Raw genomic sequence first — 18,379 nt, 5'->3', positions numbered from 1 at the left:
AACGGTAGTGCGCGCGGCGTGAAGCCCGAGTCTGCGGTCATCGGATTGTCCTCAACGAAGGGTGCCGCTGGCTGCCGTGCGCAGCGCCTGGGTGATGTGCTGCAGCGTGCTTGAGCGCACGGCGGCATGCTGCCAGTACAGCGGTACGTCGAGCCAGCGGCGGGGTTCCAGTACCACCACGCGGCCGGCGCGCACGGCGGGCGCGACCAGGGTTTCCGGGGCCATGCCCCAACCGAGTCCGCACGCGGCGGCTTCGACGAAACCGGTGGAAGAGGGCAGGTAGTGTAGCGGCGGCTGCAGTCGCGCGCGGGTCAGGCGCCGCACGAAGCGCCATTGCAGTTCATCCTTGCGGTTGAACACCAGCATCGGTGCGCGCGCCAGGGCCGCGGCCTGCATGCCATCGTTGAAGTACTGGCGGGCGAAGCCGGGCGAAGCGATCGCGTGGTAGCGCATGGCGCCTAGCGGGTGCACGTTGCAGCCCTTCACCGGCTGGCTTTCGGCGGTCACTGCGCCGAGCACGCTGCCATCGCGCAGCAGGTGCAGGGTGTGGTCCTGGTCGTCCATGCGCAGGTCGAACAGGTAGCCATGGCGCTGGTGCAGGTCGGCGACGGCCGGCACGAACCAGGTATCAAGCGAGTCGTCGTTGACCGCCAGGGCGATCGGCGTGCGCGCGGTGTCACTGCCACGCTCGGGCAGCAGCTCGGCCAGCGCCTCGGCCTCGAGCGCCTGCATCGGCCGTACCCGGCGCAGCAGTGCTTCCCCCGCGGCGGTGGGGCGGCACGGTGCCTGGCGAACCAGCAACACCTGCCCGAGCCTGTCCTCCAGGGCCTTGATCCGTTGCGACAGTGCCGACGGGCTGATCGACAGGCGGCGTGCCGCAGCCTCGAAGCTGCCTTCTTCCAGCACCGCAGCGAATGCGGCCAATTGTGGATGTACCAGATCCATGCCGGTGCCCCTTCAGTTTTTCTGCACAGGATAAAGAAAAACCAGATTGTCTTAACCGGCCGTTGGCCGCACCCTGCGCATCCCTTCGCTGCCTGGCTTGTCCTGATGTGGATCGCCGCTACCGCCGCCGGCCTGTTCGCAGGTGCCGGCCTGATCATCGCCATCGGTGCGCAGAACGCCTTCGTCCTGCGCCAGGGCCTGCAGCAGCGTCATGTGGGGAGGGTGGTGCTGGCCTGCGCCGGTGCGGACATCGCGCTGATACTGGCTGGCGTCGGCGGCATGGGCGCGCTGGTGCTGCAGTGGCCGCTGCTGCTGCAGGTGCTGCGCTTCGGTGGCGCCGCGTTCCTGCTGTGGTATGGCCTGCGGGCAGGGCTGCGCGCGTGGCGCGGAGGCAGTGCACTGGCCGCGGCCGAGGCGCAGGGCGGCAGCGCGCGCCAGGTGCTGCTGACCTGCCTGGCCTTCACCCTGCTCAATCCGCACGTCTACCTGGATACCGTGGTGCTGCTGGGCAGTCTGTCCACGCGCTACCCGGGTGACCTGCGCTGGGCCTTCGCCGCCGGGGCGTGCCTGGCCAGCGTGGCCTGGTTCTGTTCTCTGGGCTATGGCGCGCGCCTGTTGCAGCCGGTGTTCCGCAAGCCAGGTGCCTGGCGGGTGCTGGATGCCGCCGTGGCGGTCTTCATGTTCTGCCTGGCGACACTGTTGCTGTTGCGTCCGCTCTAGGCCGCGTCCACCGCGCACAGTGGCGCTTCGCCGGGGCGCAGGGTCAGTACGCACACACCGGTGCGGGTTACCGCCACCGTGTGCTCGAACTGCGCCGACAGTTTGCCGTCGCGGGTGTAGACCGGCCATTCGTCCGGCTGTTGGCGGATGGCCGGCTTGCCCTGGTTGAGCATCGGCTCGATGGTGAACACCATGCCTTCTTCCAGCACCCTGCCGGTGTTGGGATGGCCGTAGTGCAGGATCTGCGGTTCCTCGTGCATTTCCTGGCCGATGCCGTGGCCGCAGTATTCCTTCACCACGCTGTAGCCGTGGCTGCGCGCGTGGCGGGCGATGGCGTGGCCGATATCGCTCAGGTGCGCGCCGGGGCGCACCGCAGCGATGCCTTCCCACATCGCCTGGTAGGCGGTCTGCACCAGCCGGCGCGCGGCGTAGTCGACCTCACCGACCAGGTAGGTGGTGCTGGAGTCGGCGATGTAGCCGTTCTTCTCCAGGGTGATGTCGAGGTTGACGATCTGGCCGCTGCGCAGCACGTCGGTGGTGCTGGGCACGCCGTGGCAGATCACGTTGTCGATCGAGGTATTGAGCACGTACGGGAAGCCGTACTGGCCCTTGCTGGCCGGCCGCGCCTGCAGCTCGTCGACGATCATGCGTTCTACGAAATCGTTGATCTCCATCGTGCTGCGGCCCTGCAGCGGCAGCTGGTCGAGTGCGGCGAACACCTGGGCCAGCAGGCGCCCGGATTCGGCCATCAGCTCAACTTCTTCCGGCCGTTTGATGATGCCCATGGACTCAGGCCTGACCTGGCGCCAGCAGCGGCGGCTGCACCCCGGCCGCGCGCAGTTCACTGGCGACGATGTCCTGGAAGCTCAGCGTGGGGTTCATCTCGCACAGCATGCCGACCCGGATCCAGAAGTTGGCCTGGGCGTTGATCGAACGGCTGGAGACAGTGCAGGCACGGCGCAACTGGTCGTGCAGGGTGTCATCGATGTTGACGATGCCCATCGGCGGTCCTGGAGTGGGAATATACGAAGCGTATATGTTTCGTATATCCGCCTCAAGCCCGCGTTGTTCAGTCCAGGTGGGTGGCAAAGCGCAGGCGGTTGCCGTCGGGGTCGCGCAGCAGCATCTCGCGGCTGCCCCAGTCGGTGTCATGCGGTGGCTGCTCGATCGGCACGTTGGCGGCGCTGAAGGCGCGGTACAGGCTGTCGACGTCGTCGACGATGAAGTACACCGCGCCGCCGACCTCGCAGTCACCGCTGTGCTCGGTGAGGAAGATCGTCTGGCCATCGCGGGTGAGCTGGGCGAACAACGGCAAACCGGCTTCGAAGCGGTGTTCCCAGTCGACCACGAAACCCAGCCCCTGCACGTAGAACGGCAGGGTGGTATCGGCGTGGCGCATGCGCAGTTGCGGGATGACGGTCTGGGGCATGGCGAGGGCTCCGAGGTGGGAACCCAGTGTAGAGCCGAGCCATGCTCGGCTGCTGTTCGCGGTGCCCGCAGTCGAGCATGGCTTGACTCTACAGAAGGCGCCAGCCGAGCGTGGGCTCGGCTCTACCCGGCTCTGGTAGTTGCCAACCTTGGTTGGCATTGCCGGACAGTGGTCAGCAGGCCGTCGGCACGGCGGCCATTGCCGCCAGCAGTTCGCGGTTCACCTGCTGGTGCCGGGCCTGCCAGGCAGGAAGATCATCGGCGCTGACGTCCGGCTGGCCATCCAGCGAAGACAGCCAGCGCTTGAAGCGACTCTGGTAGTTGGCCAGCGACACTTCCCCGGTGATGTCACTGCCGAACAGGCCGCCTGCACGCAGCGCCTCGATCACCACCAGTGCGTCCTCCAGCTGGAATCGGCCCTGGTCCCAGTTGCTGCGCGCGACGTCCTCGGCGAACACGTCCTTGTCGATCGACAGGTAGGTCGGCTGGGGCGACTTGGCCTGTTCGGCAGCGAACGCGGCCACCAGCGCTTCAGGGTGCTCGAAGCGGCGGAACGCGTGGCCCATGCCGAGGCGATGGCCCCAGCTGACATCCACATCCATGCACCAGTACGTCAAGCGACCGCCCAGCAGCGGGCGCCAGTGGTTCTCCCAGGCATGGCCGAGGCCGATGTCGCTGGAGGTAATGCCGAGCACGTGGATGTGCGAGATCTGCGGCAGCTTGCTGGCGGCATTCACCCATGAGCCGCAATGCATGCCGAACGGAAAACGCATGTTGTCCGGATGGTTGTCCAGCACTACCAATTGGAACGGCGCCTGTGTGCGCATGCGGCGCAACAGCGGCAGGCTGAGATGATGGAAGTCGCCACTGCCCAGCATCACGGTGCCGAGCTGCGCGGGCAGCGGCGCCAGCACTTCGGCGGCGAAACGGTGCAGTGTGGCATTGCTGCAGGCGAAGCGCAGCGGGTCGTGCCACTGCGGCAGGGCCAGAGTCTGTGCCTGGGGCAGTGGCAGCACGCCACCGTCCAGGTCGAGGATCAACGGAGAACGCAACGGCATCGTTCAACCGCCTCCATCGGGTTCGCCCTGCAGGTACGGGGCCAGGCGGCGCAGGGCGGCGCGCAGCAGCGGGGAACGGGCGTGGATCGCATGCCGGGTGGAGGTGAAGCTTGCCCCCAGCTCGGCCTTGATCCGCGAGTCGGTCCAGCCGGCCACATAGTGGCTCAGGCCGTGCTGCAGGGCATACTCGAGGTTGTGCATCCAGCTCACCGCGTACAGGTTGTGCTCGCGTGACTGCGGGTAGGCCAGGCCGATGTACTTGTCCACCAGCTTTCCGGCATGCACGTAGCACAGGTTCCAGCCGATCAGCTGCCCTTGGTGGCGATACAGGAACATCCGTCCCTGGCCCTGGCTGTCGGCCAGCAGATGCTGGAAGTAGGGCAGGTCGAGCTGGTCGAAATGCACCGCGCTCTGCGCATACACGCCCAGGTACAGCGCATACAGTTCGGCCTGCAGCTGCGGGTCGGCGAGGACCGGATCGCCGGTGGCGATGCAGTCGATCTGCAGGTCATCACGCGAACGGAGCTTGCGCCGGATGTTCTTGCGGCGCGAGGACGACAGGCGGCCGAGATAGCCATCGAGCGAATCGAAATCGATCGCCACCCAGGCCAGTGGCATGCCTTCCAGTTCAACGAAGCCGCGTGCCAGCAAGGCCTGCAGGAAGGCGCCGCTGTGCGCGTTGGCGGCATCATCCAGCAGCGGTGAATCGATGGCCAGGTCCTTGACCACCAGCAGCCGGGTATCGCCGATCGCGTGACGCGTCACGTCCTCGGCCAGCGCCTCCGGCGCCACGTGCGCCGGCAGCGGGGTGTACTCGGTGCTGGTGGCACCGACGAAACGGGTCTTCCAGGTGATCCATGGCCGCCACAGGCGCGACAGCGGCAGGCCGAGCAGCCTGCCGCGCAGTTCGTCGTCCATCGTGGTGGTCAGGTCCAGCGACGCACGGAAGGTCGGCAGACCACTGGGAAGGCGGCCTGCCTCGAATCCGAGCGGCGGGTGGGCCAGGAAACCCTCCAGCAGCGCGGCCGGTTCCAGCGCGGTGCTGGATGCGCGTGACGTCATCTCCATCGGCACAGGAACCGGCGGCGCATCCAGCCTCAGCCCTTGGCCTTGGTCAGCGCCTGGTCGAGCAGGGTGATCGCCAGGTCGATCTCTTCGTAGCTGATGTCCAGCGACGGTGCGAAGGTGATCACGTTCTTGTACCAGCCACCCACGTCGAGCACGAGGCCCATGCGCTTGCCGTGGTGCAGCAGGTCACCGGCCAGGCCGATGTCGACCATGCGGTCCAGCAGCTCCTTGTTCGGGGTGTAGCCGTCGGCCTGGCAGATTTCCGCACGCAGCGCCAGGCCCAGGCCGTCGACGTCGCCGATTTCCGGGTGGCGCTTCTGCAGGCCGCGCAGGCCGTCGAGGAAGTACGCGCCCTTTTCCGGCACGGTGCGCTCGTAATCCATTTCCTTGCCCAGCTTCAGCACTTCCAGGCCCAGGCGGGTGCCCAGTGGGTTGGAATTGAAGGTGGAGTGGGTGGAGCCCGGCGGGAACACGGTCGGGTTGATCAGCTCTTCGCGCGCCCACAGGCCCGACAGCGGGTTCAGGCCGTTGGTCAGCGCCTTGCCGAACACCAGCACGTCCGGGGTCACGCCGAAGTGCTCGATCGACCACAGCTTGCCGGTGCGCCAGAAGCCCATCTGGATTTCATCGACGACCATCAGGATGCCGTACTTGTCCAGCACGCGCTTGAGGCCGGTGAAGAAGTTGCGCGGCGGGATGACGTAGCCACCGGTGCCCTGGATCGGCTCGACGTAGAACGCGGCGTACTCGGCCTGGCCGACCTTGGGATCCCACACGCCGTTGTACTCGCTTTCGAACAGCCGCTCGAACTGCCACACGCAGTGGTCGGAGTACTCGTCCGGGGTCATGCCCTTCGGGCGGCGGAAGGGGTACGGGAACGGGATGAACATCGCGCGCTCGCCGAAGTGACCGTAGCGGCGGCGGTAGCGGTAGCTGGAGGTGATCGACGACGCACCCAGGGTGCGGCCGTGGTAGCCGCCCTCGAAGGCGAACATCAGGCTCTTGCCGCCGCGCGCGTTGCGCACGATCTTCAGCGAGTCCTCAATGGCCTGCGCGCCGCCGACGTTGAAGTGCACGCGGCCGTCGAGGCCGAACTTCTCGTGCATGTCCACGGCAATGGTCTTGGCCAGCTGCACGCGGGTCGGGTGCAGGTACTGGCTGGCGACCTGCGGCAGGGTGTCGATCTGGTCCTTCAGTGCATCGTTCAGGCGCTTGTTGCTGTAGCCGAAGTTGCACGCCGAGTACCACATCTGCAGGTCGAGGTAGGGCACGCCCGCACCGTCGAACATGTAGCTGCCTTCGCCGCGCTGGAAGATCTTCGGCGGGTCGACGTAGTGGACGGTATCGCCGAAGGAGCTGTAGCGGGCTTCGTCGGCCAGCAGCCGCGCATCGGAGGCAGCCGCGTCGGCGTTCTTGTCAAAAATGTTCATGCAGTTCGGTTCCGTGAAGGACGTTCGAAAGGGAGGACGGGGGAGCGCGGCTGGAAGGGAGTGCTCAGGCGGTGGCCAGCAGCAGGGGCAGTGCGGCGGGCTGCTGGCTGGCGTCGGGGCGACGTGGCTGCAGCAGGCTGCCATCGAGCAAGCGCGGCAACAGTGCGATTGCATCGTGGAAGGTATCGATGGCGGCATGCGCGATGCCGGCCTTCGTGCAATGGGTGATCAGGCGGCGCTTGGCGAACACGAAGTCGGCGTCTTCAGAGACGCAGAAGTCCGAGCTGCCGTCGCCGATCATCAGCACGCGGGGGGCTTCGTTGGCGCGCGCCTGCGCGGCGCAGGCGCATTTGCAGGTGCCACTGCGGCAGCCTTCGGCCTGGTAGGGCGATTCCAGTTCCCAGTGGTCATCGCACCAGCGCAGGTGGTTGGCCACCACCGGCAGCTGCGCCAGGCCGTGGTTGGCGAGGATGCGATGGATCGCATAGTCCAGGCCGTCGCTGACAATGCGCAGTGGCAGGCCCAGCTGCTCGGTGCGAGCGACGAAGGCGACGAAACCTGGATCGATCTGCACCTGGTCCAGATGGGCATCAAGCGTGGCCGGATCCAGTTCCAGCAGCCGCACCTGGCCCTGCATGCATTCACGCGAGCCGATCTTTCCCGCCTTCCACTGGTCTTCCAGTTCCTGCCAGCCCGGCTGGCCGTACTTTTCCAGCAGCGAGTCGATGACATCTTCGAGGCTGATGGTGCCGTCGAAGTCACACAGGATGCTCCAGTGCATGGGCAGGTCCGTCGATGAGAAAGGCGTCCGGCACATTGCCGGGGCAGGCTCAATGTAGGCAGGCCGCCTTTCTCGCTCCTTTCCTGTTGAAAGGCGCTTTTGACGGGCTGGGAAAGCGTTCAGGAAAGTACATGGATGAATGCGCGGAGCGCAGGCCACGCATGCACGTGCCGGTCAGGCGCGGGCCAGGACCTGCAGTATTTCGCCCGTCTCCTCACGGGTCTGCCAGGCGCTGTTGCCAAGGGTGAGCATGCGTGCGGCGAAGTCACGTGCATTGGGCACGTCCTCCTGCGGCACGATGCCACGCAGGTAGGCGTAGTCGGGCAGGGCATGGATGAACATGCGGCTGGCACCGAGGCCGCGCGGCCACAGGTCGTCCAGCGCGGCATCGCGCGCGCGCTGGCTGGGCAGCAGCAGCATCAGCATCGGCCAGGTGCCGCCGGTGCCGGCCAGGCCATCGACCACCTCCACCGCTGGCAGTTGTGCCAGCTGCACGCGCAACTGCAGTGCGCGCAGGCGCCCGGCCTGCAGGAACGCCGGCAATCGCCGCGCGGCATGGGCACCGATGTTCTGTCGCCATCGACTGACCCGGTGCTGCGGTATGTCCAGCGGGAAAATGTCACCGACCGCGTCTTCCAGATCGCCACGCTGCAGTGCGCTGCGCAGCGGATTGCCGTACACCAGCGACAGCAGCGATGGGCGATAGCAGGCGGCAAGGCCAAGCAGCTGCACACTGCGAAGCAGCTCCCAGCGCAGGTTGAAGCGCACGTGTTCGGCGGCATGCTCGGCCAGTTCGGCGCGCAGTTCGTCATCGCGGCTGACCAGCAGGCCGCCTTCGTGCAGGCTCAGTCCCTTCCCTGCAGCGAGGCTGAAGAATCCGATATCGCCACGCAGGCCGACACTGCTGTTGCCCACCCGTGCACCCAGCGCCTGTGCGGCATCTTCGACGACCCGGGTGCCGGCGCCGCGTGCGATGTCGCAGGCCTGTTCGACATCGGCGATGCGCCCGCCCAGGTGGGTCGGCAGGATCGCCAACGTACGCGCATCGGCCAACCGTTTGAGCTGGCCGGGATCGAAGTCGAAGTGGCCGTGCCGGGTATCGCACAGCTGCACGCGCAGGCCGAGGCTGTGCACCGCGATCGGCACCAGCGGGCAGGTGTAGGCCGGCATGATCACTGTGTCGCGCTTTGGCGCACGCTTGCGCAGGGTGCGCAGCGCGATCAGCAGCGCGTGGGTACCGGAACAGGTCAGCTGCAGCGGCGGCGTGCCCAGCTGGTTGGCCAGGATCTCGCGCAGGTCGCCGCCACCGGGAAGGAAGTCGCTGGCCTGCATCGGCAGGCCAGCCGTCGGCGGCAGTTCGCGCGCGAACAGGCTCATCGCCGTGCGCTCATGGCGTGCTTGCGGCGGGGCTGTGCGGATCGTCTGCTTCGGCGCGACCGAGGCAGGCGATGCCGGCCACGATCAGGACCGCACCGACCAGGTGGTGCAGGGTCAGTGGTTCGTTCAACAGCCAAGCCGACAGCAGCAGCACGCTGATCACTTCCAGGTGCGAAGCCGCGAACGCCGGACCGATCGGCGCATGCCGCAGCAGGCTCATCCAGGTGAAGAACGCCCCCACGTAGCCGAGGATGGCGCCGTACACCCACGGCTGCGACAGCACGCGCAGCAGCCACGCCGTGTTGGCCTCGACCGGCAGCGCGGCGTCGCCGGCGTATTTGAAGCACAGCTGGGCCAGTGTGTCGAAGGCCATCAGCAGCGGGAAGCCGATTACATACAGGCGCCTCATGAGCCGGCCCCCACCACCGCCACGCCCGCCGTGACCAGCAGCATGCCGGTCACCCGCAATGGCGTGAGCTTTTCGCGGAACAGGATGCGGCCGGCGATCATCAGCGCCACGATGTTGATCGAGCCAAGCAGCACGCCCTTGGACAATGGAACCAGCGACAGGAACGCAATCCAGGCGACGAACTCAAGCACGTAACAGGCGATGCCGATCCACAGCCAGGGGCGGCTGAGCATGTGCTTCCAGCGCTGCAGTCCCTCGCCCTCCTGCGGGTCGCTGGCGGCGGCCTTGAAGGCGAGCTGGCCACCGGTATCGAGCACGACATTGGCCAGCCACAGCAGCGTGGCAAGTGCCCCCATTTCAGGCCACCGCCTTGAGGACGCCGCTGCGTTCACCGATCCCGGTGAAGAAGCGCGCGCTGCGGCGGATCACCTCGCGGCGTTCGCGGTCGATCGTGATCATGTGGTAGCTGTCCTCCAGCACCACCAGTTCCTTCGGGCCACTGACCCGCGACATCACCAGTTCGGCATTGCCCATGCTGGCCACGTCGTCTTCGCGGGCGTGCATCACCAGGCACGGGGCGGTGACCTGGTGCAGGTGGCGGCGGGTCCAGTTGCTCAGCGCACGCATCTCGGCCAGCGCGTGCCAGGGATTGCCCGGCAGGCCTGCCGCCGCGCTGTCGCCGGACAGCATGGCGGCGCTGACCTGCGCACGCAGGCGCTCGTCGCGCAGGCCGTACGGCGGTTCTTCCATGAACATGCGGTCGCGGCCGATGTTGAAGCGTTTGAACCAAGGCAACAGGAACGAGAGGCGGGCGACGGCGGGAATGTTCCAGCCGTCGTAGCGGAACGTGGCGCCATATACGCCGACGCCGGACACCCAGTCCGGTCGTCGGGCAGCAAGTGCCAGCGACAGCACCGCGCCCATCGACAGGCCACCGACGAACAGCTGGTCGACCTTGCCGCGCGGCTTGCTGCCGCATCTTCCACGCCCTGGTACCACTGTTCCCAGGTGGTCGCCAGCAGGTCATCCACGGTGCCACAATGGCCGGGCAGCTGCACGCCGTGTACGGTGAAGCCGGCGTTGTTCAGCCCTTTGCCCAGCATGCGCATTTCGGCCGGGGTACCGGTCAGGCCGTGAACCAGCAGCACGCCCTGCGGGCCACCGGGGAGGAAGAAGTCGTGCGAGTCGGTCACCTGGCGGCTCCGGGACGGCAGTGGGGAGGGTCAGGATCGCAACCGCGATTTTCGCCAGCCTTTCAGCGTCCCGGCCGGGTCAGGGGGCCTTCAGCAGCGGCAGTGTGATGGCGACCTTGAGTCCGCCGCCGGGGCGGTTGAGGAAGGTCAGGCGCCCGCCGAAGTGCTCCACCGCCTCGTGGGCGATGGCCAGGCCCAGGCCGGTGCCGCTGGCGGTGGTGCCGGGGGCGCGGAAGAAGCGCTCGCCCAGCCGTGGCATCACGTCCTCGGGCACGCCGGGGCCGTTGTCCTCCACGTACAGTTCGACGTCATTGTCATCCAGCGCGTGCACGCCCACCGTGACGGTCGCATCGCGGCCGGCATAGCGCAGCGCGTTGTCGATCAGGTTGTCCAGTGCTTCCTGCAGCTGGGCACCGTTGCCGAGCACGCGCAGCGGCTGCGGGCTGCCGCAGTAACCCAGATCGATGCCATCGCGGATCGCTTCAGGTACGCGTGTACCGACCCACTGCGGCACCCGTTCGCACAGGTCCAACGCCTCCACCGTCTCCGGCACGGTCTGCGCCCGGCTCAGCGCCAGCAGCTGGGTGCTGACCCGCGCGGTGCGCTGGTTGAGCCGGCGGATGTGCTCCAGTGCCTCGCGCACCGTGTCCGGGTCGCCATGCGCCAGTGCCTGGTCCACGTGCAGGGCCATGCCGGCCAACGGCGAGCGCAGCTGGTGCGCGGCGTCGGCGATGAAACGGTTCTGCAGGGTGATCATTTCCGCCTGGCGGGCAAACAGATCGTCGATGGTGCTGATCAGCGGCTGGATCTCCTCCGGCACGTCGGCGTCGGAGATCGGCGCCAGTTCGCCGCGGCGCTGCGCCAGGCGGGTCCTCAGCGGGGTGAGGATGCGCAGGCCATGGGTCACCCCGAACCAGACCAGCGCTGCGGTGCCCAGCGCCAGCATGGTCATCAGCGGGATGATGATCATCAGGATCTCGCGCGCGCGCTGGCGTCGTTCGGCCATGCTTTCGGCCACCGTCACCGCCAGCTGGTCCTGCGGATCGTTCATCGCACGCGTGCAGACGGTGGCCATGCGCACCGGCTGGCCGTTGAGAATGCCATCGTACAGGGTGGGGTCCACGCCGGTGCATTCCTGCGAAGGCGCGTAGGCACTGAAATCCGCATTGCCGCTGAGTGTCCCCTGGCGGCTGCTGTCGACGTTGAAATAGCGATGGCCGTCGGGCTCGTACTCGATCAGGAAGCGCGCCTGCGGAGACAGGTCGCTGGTCACCGGCATGGTGCTCAGCATCTGTGCGAACGAGTGCGTGTCGTCGGTCAGGTTGCGGTCGTGGATGCGGTTGGAATAGTCCAGCGCAACGTAATAGGCCAGGATCGTATTGAAGGTGAGCAGGCCAAGCATCGGCAGCGCCAGGAAGGCGAGCAGGCGCCGTCGCAGGCTGGGGGGGCCGCTGATCACGGGGCGCTGTCGTCCTGTGCGTCTTCCAGCATGTAGCCCAGCCCACGCACGGTGCGGATGCCCATGCCGCCCGGCTGCAGCTTGCGGCGCAGGCGGTGCAGGGCGATGTCCAGGCCGTTGTCGGTCAGGTCCTGGCCCCAGTCGCACAGCGCTTCCACCAGCTGCGCGCGTGAGACGATGCGCTCTGCACGCACCGCCAGTGCCGACAGCAGGCCGAACTCGCGTGCGGTCAGTTCAAGTGGTTGGTCGTCGATCCATACGCGGTGCCCGGCCAGGTCCAGGCGCAAGCGGCCGATGCGCAGGTCCGGATTGCCATTGCTGGTGACCCGCCGCAGCTGTGCACGCACGCGGGCTTCGAATTCGTCCAGTGCGAACGGCTTGACCAGGTAGTCGTCGGCACCGAGGTCGAGCACGCGCACCCGCTCGGCCAGGCCGTCACGCGCGGTCACCACCAGCACCGCCAGGCCATCGCCGCGCTGGCGCAGTCGTTGCAGCACGTCGCGGCCATCCAGTTGCGGCAGCCCCAGGTCCAGCACCAGCAGTGCGTACTGGGTCGAGCCCAGTGCTGCATCGGCGTGCGCACCGTTGTCGACGTGGTCGACCACGTGCCCCTGCCGGCGCAGCGAGGCGCACAGGCCCGAGGCGATGTCCGGGTCGTCTTCAGCAATCAGAACGCGCATGCGCGGGGCTCCTGTAACGGTCAGGCCCACCGGATGGACGGGTTGGGCCTCTCGGCTGCCGAAGGGTAGCCGCAAACCGGGTGAAGGTGGAGCGCGCCGGCACCTCCCGGCACCGTCGCGCTGTCCCTCCATTCAGTCCTGCAGGCCCGGCTCACCCAGCGCCAGCGGCACCCGCGAACCATCCAGCAGGCCACGGCTGAGCTTGCCCTCCTCGATGAACAGCAGTTCGCCGTTCTCGCCGTTCTTGATGCTGCTGTCGATCGCGATCACGCGGTCGCCGTGGAAGCTGCTGACGTGCGGCATCGAGGTGTGGCCGACCACGATGCGGGTGAGCTGCAGGCGGTCGAGCACGGCCTGTACCCCCGCGGTGTCGAGGCGGCCATCGAAATAGCCGCGGTACCAGATCGGGCTGGTCTTGCCGTCATACAGCGGTGCCGTGGCCGGGTCGGCCTTCACTTCGGCCTTGGGCAGGCCCAGCGAGGCCTGATAGGCCGCGTTGGTGCGTGCCGGGTCCAGCGCCAGCTGCACCGCCTCGGGCGAGATGCCGCCGTGCAGGAACAGGGTATCGCCGATCTTCAGCAGCACCGGACGGGTGCGCAGCCACTGCCCGATCACCGAATCGGCACCGTACAGCCGCGGGTAGCTGCGGCCCAGCAGCTGGGCGCTGCGCAGGTACTTCGGGTTGACGTAGCGCAGGTCGTCGTACAGCACCATGGTTTCGTGGTTGCCGAGCACGAAGTGCACTGCGCCACCGGCGGCGGCCGCCTGCTGCTGCAGGCCGTACAGCAGCCAGAACGCCTCGGTCACCTGCGGGCCGCGGTCGAACACATCGCCGGCGATGACCAGGGTGTCGGTGCCCAGCGCCCAGCGGTCCTGCGCATCGATCACCTTGTTGGCGCGCAGCAGGCGCACCAGCAGGCCGTACTGCCCGTGGATATCGGACAGGGCAACGATGCGCGGTACCGCCGGCAGCACGGAGACCGACGGTGCGTTGGGTGCGGCGACATGCACGGTGTGTTCGTAGCCGCAGCGCGGCGGGATATCGGTGCCCGCCGCGTTGATCGGCAGCGCGCGCGACTCGACCTTGTCCGCGCAGATCCATTTCGCCTTCAGCTGCTTGCCGTCGCGGAACACGTACGGGCCGTCGGCTTGTACATGGTCAGCAGGCGCGGCGACCTCGCGGGCCTGCGTGGCTCCAGCCGCACAGGCCAGCAGGGCCAGCGGCAGCAGGCGGGCAAGGCGGAACAGGGCGCGATGCGGCATGGGATGTTTCCTTGGCGGGCAATGAAGAGGCAGGCCCGAAGGCCCGCCCTTGATGCTACGCCGTCGCTGCGCCAGCCGCATTGCCGTTCCGGTCTGTCCGGCATGCGGCCGTCGGCTCAGAACTTCGCGCGCAGGTTGAACAGCACGCGGCGCGGTTCGCCCCAATAGCCGGAGTTGAAGAAGCCGACGTTTCGGTAGTAGACCTTGTCAAACAGGTTGGTGACCGTCACGCCCACGCTCAGGTTGTCGTTGATGCGGTAGCGGCCCATCAGATCGAACAGCACGTAGCCGCCCTGGCTCATCCGACCGGTGGCCGTGACCGGCGCACCGCTGGCGGTGAAGCGGCCGGTGGGAATGGGCTGCATCTGGTAGATCTCGCTCTGCACGCTGACACCGCCGCCCAGCGTCCACTGGCCATGGGTCCAGGTGGTATTGAAGCGGGCCAGGTGCATCGGGCTGGTGCTGGCGAAGCGGCTGCCATCGGGGTTGCTGCTGTAGCTGTAGGTGTAGCCGCCGGTCATGCTCCAGTGGTCGTTGATCGAACCGGAGACTTCGAACTCACCGCCCTGGGTGGTAATGCCACGGCTGGCGATGTACGGCGAACTGCCATCGGGCAGCTTGATCTCGCCACCGTTCGGGTCCAGCTCGGCCACGTTGTCCTGCTTCATGTAGAAGCCGTTCAACGCCGCGTACAGGCGGCCGCCGAAGAAGTCGGCCTTCAGGCCGTACTCGTAGTTGCCACCGGTGGTGGGGGCCAGCAGCTGGTTGTTGATGTCGCGCCGCGCGGTGGCCTGGAACACGTCCGAATAGCTGGCAAAGGCGGTGATGGTGCTGCTCAGATCATACAGCACGCCCACGTATGGGGTCAGCTCATGGGCGGTGGTGCGCGCGCTGCGGCTGGTGAACACGCCGTCGGTGTTGTAGTTGTCGGTGGTGGTGCGGTAATCGGAATAGCGCGCGCCGGCGATGATCTTCAGCGGATCGATCGGGTTCAGGCGCACGGCGGCGTAGTAGCCGGTCTCGGTGGTGTTCACCGTGCTGGACGGAATGCCGTAGTTGTACGTGGTCGGCTTGCCGATGTTGCCGTCCCAGCTGAAGATGCTGGGGAAGGCGGCCACGTTGTACGGGCGCGAGGTGATGCCGGCGCGGATGGTGTCCAGGTCACGGTCGTAGTGGTTGATGCCCACCACCAGCTCGTGCGAACGGCCGAACAGCTGGAACGGACCGGACGCGTACAGGTCGAAGGCATCCTCGCGGGTTTCCGACACCGAATAGGTATCGGCAATGCGCAGGCCCAGACCGGTGACCGGGTCGGCCCAGTTGCCGGTGTTGGAGCCGGCCAGCAGCAGCGAATCGGTATCGGTGGCGCGGTGGTTGTACGCCAGGCGGCCACTCCAGCCGGCGCCGAACTGCTGTTCCAGGGTGGCAAAGTAGTTGGTGCTTTCGCGGTTCCACTCGTTCCAGCGCGCTGCGGCGCTGTAGGAACGCGGCATGTGCGCGCGGCTGCCATCGCGGAAGTACAGCGGCGAGGCGCTCCAGGCGCCGCCATCGGAACCGGTCTTCAGGTAATCGATGCCAGCACGCAGGCGGGTGCTGTCGGTCAGGTCGGCTTCGATCACCCCGTACAGGCTGGGCGACTTGTCATGCTGGAAACGTACCCAGCTTTCCTTGTCGGTGTAGGCGCCGACGAAACGCCCGCGTACGCGGCCACTCTTGCTGAGCGGGCCGGACACATCCACTTCGGCACGCTTGTAATCCCACGAACCGGCGCTGAGGCTGGTGCTGGCCTAGAAGGTTTCGGTCGGGCGCTTGCGCACCATGTTCACCGTGGCCGACGGGTTACCCGAGCCGGTGACCAGGCCGCTGGCACCGCGCACCACTTCAATGCGCTCGTAGATGGAGGTGTCGCTGAGGATCGAGTTGCCGCCGGCACCGGTGGTGTAGTTGGTGGGAATGCCATCGAACATGAAGTTGTTGATGGCAAAGCCGCGCGCATTGAACAGCGTGCGGTTGCTGTCATACGACTGGATGGTCACGCCGGGCGTCTGCTGCAGCACCTCGGAGATCGTGATGAGGTTGAAATCCTCGATGCGCTGACGGGTGAACACGGTCAGCGACTGCGGGGTCTCGCGCAGGGTCAGCGGCAGCTTGGTGGCGGTGTTGGTGCCATAGACCTGGTAGCCCTCGGTGCGCTGGGTCACCATCACCCGGTCCAGTTCGGTGGTGGTCGGCGCACTGTCCTGGGCAAATACCGGCGCGGCGGCGCAGGCGAGCGACAAGGCGAGGGCGTTCCGGCGCAGGGCGCCAGAGTGCGTGTGCTTCATGCAATGACCTTTCTAGTTCAGGAACGGGAAGACGGGCGTGGCGCCGGCTTGGCCGGGCTGCGGAAACTGAGCCAGAGCACCATGGCTCCGGCGCCTGCGGCGAGCACGCCACACCAGCCCACGAAGCTCTGGGCAACGCCCCAAGCCGCGATGCTCGGTGCCAGGCTGGCCGCCAGCGCGGCCGCGCCCAGCAGGCGCAGCAGGCGGCGGCGCGGCGCGGCGGGGGCATGACCGGTGACGTCGCGATGGTGGCGTTCCATCGCCAACGCCAGACATACGAAGCCGACGGTCGCCAGCAGCAGGGCGAGCGCGCTCATGCGCTGGCCTCGGCAGCCGGGGCGGCGCGTGCGGCACGTGGCTTGCGTTGCGCCGGCACGAAACGATGCACCTTGCGCGCTGCCCACAACAGGCTGGCGCCGATCAGCAGCAGGCCGATGTCGATGCCGGCCCGGGCGCCATCACCGTTGGCCAGTGCAGTGACCGCGCCCCCCTGCCAGGCCGCCAGGTTGTACAGCGGCAGGCCCAGCGCCAACACGCCGGCCAATGCCAGTTGTTCCACCCAGCCGCGACGGGCCGGACGGAATAGCGCGTGCAGCAGGCAGGCCGCCCACGCGTAGAAGAACACCTTCACTTCGGCATCGCTGCGGTTGGCCAGCTCCACCGGCAGCAGGCGGTTGCCCCACAGGAAGGCCAGCATGGCGACCGGCAGGCCGCTGACGAAGCCGATGTTCAGGCGTTCCACGATGCGGAAACCCAGATGCGGACGCGCGGGGTCGGGCAACTGGGTGCGGCGCTTCACCGTCCACAACACCAGCCCGGTGGCGACCATCAGCGTGCCGGCAACGCCGGACAGGAAGAACAGCCAGCGCATCGTGGTGGGCGCGAAACGTGCCGCGTGTAGTCCGATCATGCCGTCGCGGGTGACCACGGCGGCCGAGCGCGGCGGGGCAGCATCGAGCAGTTCGCCGCGCGCGTCGAAGGTGAGGGTGTCGTTGGCCCCGGCAATCTGGTCGGCCTGCTGGCGGCGCACGGCAATGCGCATCGACGCATCGCCTGGCTGGTCGATCTGCAGCGACGCGGCATGGCCACCGCCCCACTGCAATTCCGCACGGCGCAGGACCTGGGCCAGTGCGGGCGGCGCAGCGGCTACGCCACTGGGTTCGACCTTTTCCGCGCGCGGGAACAGTTCGGCGAAGAACGCATCGCGTCCACCGGGGTAGTTCGCGTCCACCGCCCACGGCATGTACAGCGTCATCAGGGTGATCAGGCCGGTGTAGGTGATCATCAGGTGGAACGGCAGCGACAGCACCGCCAGCGCGTTGTGGCCGTCCAGCCAGGTGCGTTGGCCCTTGCCGCGGCGGAAGGTGAAGAAGTCGGTGAAGATCTTCTTGTGGGTGATGACCCCGCTGATGATCGCCACCAGCATCAGCATGGAACAGGCACTGATGAACCAGCGCGCCCACAACACCGGTACGTAGTGCAGATCGAAATGCAGGCGATAGAAGAAGTTGCCACCGCGTGTCTCGCGCACCTGCACCGGGGTGCCGTTGGCATCCAGGGTGGCTTGGTTGGGATTGCGCTGGCCACGCCGGCGTTCCTTTTCGCCCTTCGCCTGCCAACTGACGGTGGTGGCACTGCTGCGCGAATCGGGCAGTTCGATGCTCCAGCGCTGCGCGTCCGGTGCAGTGCGGGCCAGGAACTGCTGGGCCTGGGTGACGGCGGTCGTGGCCTCGGCGGGCAGGCCGATTTCCGGCTGCATCCAGCGGGTCAGTTCTTCCTTCCAGTACGATGCGGTACCGGCAATGAAAATCAGGAACAGCACCCAGCCGACCACCAGGCCCGACCAGGTGTGCAGCACCGATTGCGATTGGCGGATGCCGCCCAGGTTGTCGGCGCTGCTCATGAGTAGTTCCCGCGCAGCAGCCAGGCGATCAGTGCAGCGAGGGCGCCCGCGGCCAGCAGGCCCACAGCGGCACGCAGGGTGCTGCGCGCGGCGTAGGCCCAGATGGCGGCCAGTGCGTAGACCACGAACGCGGCCATGGTCGCCACCAGGGTGGCATCGGCCTTGGCGCCCGGCAGCAGACGCGCCAGTGCGGCGGCCCAGCAGGCAGCCACGGCGTAACCGCCCAGCAGCGCCAGCAGACCGCGCGCCCACAGCAGGCCATGACCGTTACCGCGCGCCACGCGCTTGGCCGGCGCAGCGCCGGCAGCAGAAGGAGAGGTAGGAGCGGCCATCGCCGATTT

The 18,379-nt window shown here is 67.3% G+C and carries 20 protein-coding genes and 1 pseudogene; 1 reads left to right on the top strand and 20 read right to left on the bottom strand.

What is annotated here, in order from left to right:
- Window positions 1–51 precede the first annotated feature (51 nt).
- On the bottom strand, window positions 52–945 hold the full coding sequence (locus ROV95_RS16240) for a LysR family transcriptional regulator ArgP (RefSeq protein WP_312545327.1): 894 nt from the start codon (window positions 943–945) through the stop codon (window positions 52–54).
- 105 nt (window positions 946–1,050) lie between these two features.
- Between ROV95_RS16240 and ROV95_RS16235 the strand changes: the two genes are divergently transcribed.
- A complete protein-coding gene (locus ROV95_RS16235) occupies window positions 1,051–1,665 on the top strand; it encodes a LysE/ArgO family amino acid transporter (RefSeq protein ID WP_312545325.1) in 615 nt (204 codons plus the stop codon).
- Here ROV95_RS16235 and map read toward each other — a convergent pair.
- From map to ROV95_RS16140, 19 genes and pseudogenes are all read right to left on the bottom strand, one after another.
- Window positions 1,662–2,444, bottom strand: a complete 783-nt coding sequence (gene map / locus ROV95_RS16230; protein ID WP_312545428.1) for a type I methionyl aminopeptidase — start codon at window positions 2,442–2,444, stop codon at window positions 1,662–1,664. The two genes, ROV95_RS16235 and map, sit on opposite strands and share 4 nt — an antisense overlap.
- A gap of 10 nt (window positions 2,445–2,454) precedes the next feature.
- Window positions 2,455–2,667, bottom strand: coding sequence for a ParD-like family protein (locus ROV95_RS16225; protein WP_019659200.1), 213 nt, complete (start codon window positions 2,665–2,667; stop codon window positions 2,455–2,457).
- Between the two features lie 67 nt (window positions 2,668–2,734).
- Window positions 2,735–3,094, bottom strand: coding sequence for a VOC family protein (locus tag ROV95_RS16220; protein WP_053498166.1), 360 nt, complete (start codon window positions 3,092–3,094; stop codon window positions 2,735–2,737).
- A 172-nt stretch (window positions 3,095–3,266) separates the two neighbouring features.
- Complete coding sequence (locus tag ROV95_RS16215; protein ID WP_312545322.1) at window positions 3,267–4,151, bottom strand: arginase family protein; 885 nt, start codon at window positions 4,149–4,151, stop codon at window positions 3,267–3,269.
- Window positions 4,152–4,154: 3 nt separating this feature from the next.
- Window positions 4,155–5,219: a GNAT family N-acetyltransferase gene (locus tag ROV95_RS16210; RefSeq protein WP_312545320.1), complete on the bottom strand. Its 1,065-nt coding sequence runs from the start codon at window positions 5,217–5,219 to the stop codon at window positions 4,155–4,157.
- A gap of 29 nt (window positions 5,220–5,248) precedes the next feature.
- Entirely contained in the window at window positions 5,249–6,649 is a 1,401-nt protein-coding gene (locus ROV95_RS16205; RefSeq protein ID WP_312545319.1) for an aminotransferase class III-fold pyridoxal phosphate-dependent enzyme, read from the bottom strand.
- Window positions 6,650–6,713: 64 nt separating this feature from the next.
- Entirely contained in the window at window positions 6,714–7,430 is a 717-nt protein-coding gene (locus ROV95_RS16200) for an MtnX-like HAD-IB family phosphatase (protein WP_312545318.1), read from the bottom strand.
- Window positions 7,431–7,604: 174 nt separating this feature from the next.
- Entirely contained in the window at window positions 7,605–8,807 is a 1,203-nt protein-coding gene (locus tag ROV95_RS16195) for a DegT/DnrJ/EryC1/StrS family aminotransferase (protein ID WP_312545317.1), read from the bottom strand.
- Between the two features lie 10 nt (window positions 8,808–8,817).
- Window positions 8,818–9,216 (bottom strand): DMT family transporter, encoded by a 399-nt coding sequence (locus ROV95_RS16190; RefSeq protein ID WP_019659193.1) that lies wholly within the window; start codon window positions 9,214–9,216, stop codon window positions 8,818–8,820.
- Window positions 9,213–9,572 (bottom strand): EamA family transporter, encoded by a 360-nt coding sequence (locus tag ROV95_RS16185; protein ID WP_021202495.1) that lies wholly within the window; start codon window positions 9,570–9,572, stop codon window positions 9,213–9,215. Before ROV95_RS16185 ends, ROV95_RS16190 begins: the two co-directional genes overlap by 4 nt.
- Window position 9,573: 1 nt before the next feature.
- Window positions 9,574–10,409 (bottom strand): annotated as a pseudogene (locus ROV95_RS16180) (alpha/beta fold hydrolase).
- 79 nt (window positions 10,410–10,488) lie between these two features.
- Entirely contained in the window at window positions 10,489–11,868 is a 1,380-nt protein-coding gene (locus ROV95_RS16175) for a sensor histidine kinase (RefSeq protein ID WP_312545315.1), read from the bottom strand.
- Window positions 11,865–12,548 (bottom strand): response regulator, encoded by a 684-nt coding sequence (locus tag ROV95_RS16170; RefSeq protein ID WP_049414101.1) that lies wholly within the window; start codon window positions 12,546–12,548, stop codon window positions 11,865–11,867. The genes ROV95_RS16175 and ROV95_RS16170 overlap by 4 nt, the downstream gene beginning before the upstream one ends.
- A gap of 132 nt (window positions 12,549–12,680) precedes the next feature.
- A complete protein-coding gene (locus ROV95_RS16165; RefSeq protein ID WP_312545314.1) occupies window positions 12,681–13,811 on the bottom strand; it encodes a metallophosphoesterase in 1,131 nt (376 codons plus the stop codon).
- A gap of 116 nt (window positions 13,812–13,927) precedes the next feature.
- Window positions 13,928–15,550, bottom strand: a complete 1,623-nt coding sequence (locus tag ROV95_RS16160; RefSeq protein WP_312545313.1) for a TonB-dependent receptor — start codon at window positions 15,548–15,550, stop codon at window positions 13,928–13,930.
- A gap of 48 nt (window positions 15,551–15,598) precedes the next feature.
- Window positions 15,599–16,135: a TonB-dependent receptor plug domain-containing protein gene (locus ROV95_RS16155; RefSeq protein WP_312545311.1), complete on the bottom strand. Its 537-nt coding sequence runs from the start codon at window positions 16,133–16,135 to the stop codon at window positions 15,599–15,601.
- 17 nt (window positions 16,136–16,152) lie between these two features.
- Complete coding sequence (locus ROV95_RS16150) at window positions 16,153–16,452, bottom strand: DUF3325 domain-containing protein (protein WP_312545309.1); 300 nt, start codon at window positions 16,450–16,452, stop codon at window positions 16,153–16,155.
- Window positions 16,449–18,038, bottom strand: coding sequence for a PepSY-associated TM helix domain-containing protein (locus ROV95_RS16145; protein ID WP_069139140.1), 1,590 nt, complete (start codon window positions 18,036–18,038; stop codon window positions 16,449–16,451). Before ROV95_RS16145 ends, ROV95_RS16150 begins: the two co-directional genes overlap by 4 nt.
- Window positions 18,035–18,370 carry a DUF3649 domain-containing protein gene (locus ROV95_RS16140; protein WP_312545308.1) on the bottom strand — a complete coding sequence of 112 codons (336 nt, stop codon included), beginning with the start codon at window positions 18,368–18,370 and terminating at the stop codon, window positions 18,035–18,037. Before ROV95_RS16140 ends, ROV95_RS16145 begins: the two co-directional genes overlap by 4 nt.
- Window positions 18,371–18,379 lie beyond the last annotated feature (9 nt).

This window comes from Stenotrophomonas maltophilia group sp. msm1, assembly GCF_032025805.1.
Classification (GTDB): domain Bacteria; phylum Pseudomonadota; class Gammaproteobacteria; order Xanthomonadales; family Xanthomonadaceae; genus Stenotrophomonas; species Stenotrophomonas hibiscicola.
Note: the sequence above shows the minus strand (reverse complement) of the source record. Positions and strands in the feature narration are given on the sequence as shown.

What these genes read in the sequence shown, in the direction of transcription:
- ROV95_RS16240 (WP_312545327.1), bottom strand. Translation starts at nt 945, where the DNA reads ATGGATCTGGTACATCCACAATTGGCCGCATTCGCTGCGGTGCTGGAA.
- ROV95_RS16235 (WP_312545325.1), top strand. Translation starts at nt 1,051, where the DNA reads ATGTGGATCGCCGCTACCGCCGCCGGCCTGTTCGCAGGTGCCGGCCTG.
- ROV95_RS16225 (WP_019659200.1), bottom strand. Translation starts at nt 2,667, where the DNA reads ATGGGCATCGTCAACATCGATGACACCCTGCACGACCAGTTGCGCCGT.
- ROV95_RS16220 (WP_053498166.1), bottom strand. Translation starts at nt 3,094, where the DNA reads ATGCCCCAGACCGTCATCCCGCAACTGCGCATGCGCCACGCCGATACC.
- ROV95_RS16215 (WP_312545322.1), bottom strand. Translation starts at nt 4,151, where the DNA reads ATGCCGTTGCGTTCTCCGTTGATCCTCGACCTGGACGGTGGCGTGCTG.
- ROV95_RS16210 (WP_312545320.1), bottom strand. Translation starts at nt 5,219, where the DNA reads ATGGAGATGACGTCACGCGCATCCAGCACCGCGCTGGAACCGGCCGCG.
- ROV95_RS16205 (WP_312545319.1), bottom strand. Translation starts at nt 6,649, where the DNA reads ATGAACATTTTTGACAAGAACGCCGACGCGGCTGCCTCCGATGCGCGG.
- ROV95_RS16200 (WP_312545318.1), bottom strand. Translation starts at nt 7,430, where the DNA reads ATGCACTGGAGCATCCTGTGTGACTTCGACGGCACCATCAGCCTCGAA.
- ROV95_RS16195 (WP_312545317.1), bottom strand. Translation starts at nt 8,807, where the DNA reads ATGAGCCTGTTCGCGCGCGAACTGCCGCCGACGGCTGGCCTGCCGATG.
- ROV95_RS16190 (WP_019659193.1), bottom strand. Translation starts at nt 9,216, where the DNA reads ATGAGGCGCCTGTATGTAATCGGCTTCCCGCTGCTGATGGCCTTCGAC.
- ROV95_RS16185 (WP_021202495.1), bottom strand. Translation starts at nt 9,572, where the DNA reads ATGGGGGCACTTGCCACGCTGCTGTGGCTGGCCAATGTCGTGCTCGAT.
- ROV95_RS16170 (WP_049414101.1), bottom strand. Translation starts at nt 12,548, where the DNA reads ATGCGCGTTCTGATTGCTGAAGACGACCCGGACATCGCCTCGGGCCTG.
- ROV95_RS16165 (WP_312545314.1), bottom strand. Translation starts at nt 13,811, where the DNA reads ATGCCGCATCGCGCCCTGTTCCGCCTTGCCCGCCTGCTGCCGCTGGCC.
- ROV95_RS16155 (WP_312545311.1), bottom strand. Translation starts at nt 16,135, where the DNA reads ATGAAGCACACGCACTCTGGCGCCCTGCGCCGGAACGCCCTCGCCTTG.
- ROV95_RS16150 (WP_312545309.1), bottom strand. Translation starts at nt 16,452, where the DNA reads ATGAGCGCGCTCGCCCTGCTGCTGGCGACCGTCGGCTTCGTATGTCTG.
- ROV95_RS16145 (WP_069139140.1), bottom strand. Translation starts at nt 18,038, where the DNA reads ATGAGCAGCGCCGACAACCTGGGCGGCATCCGCCAATCGCAATCGGTG.
- ROV95_RS16140 (WP_312545308.1), bottom strand. Translation starts at nt 18,370, where the DNA reads ATGGCCGCTCCTACCTCTCCTTCTGCTGCCGGCGCTGCGCCGGCCAAG.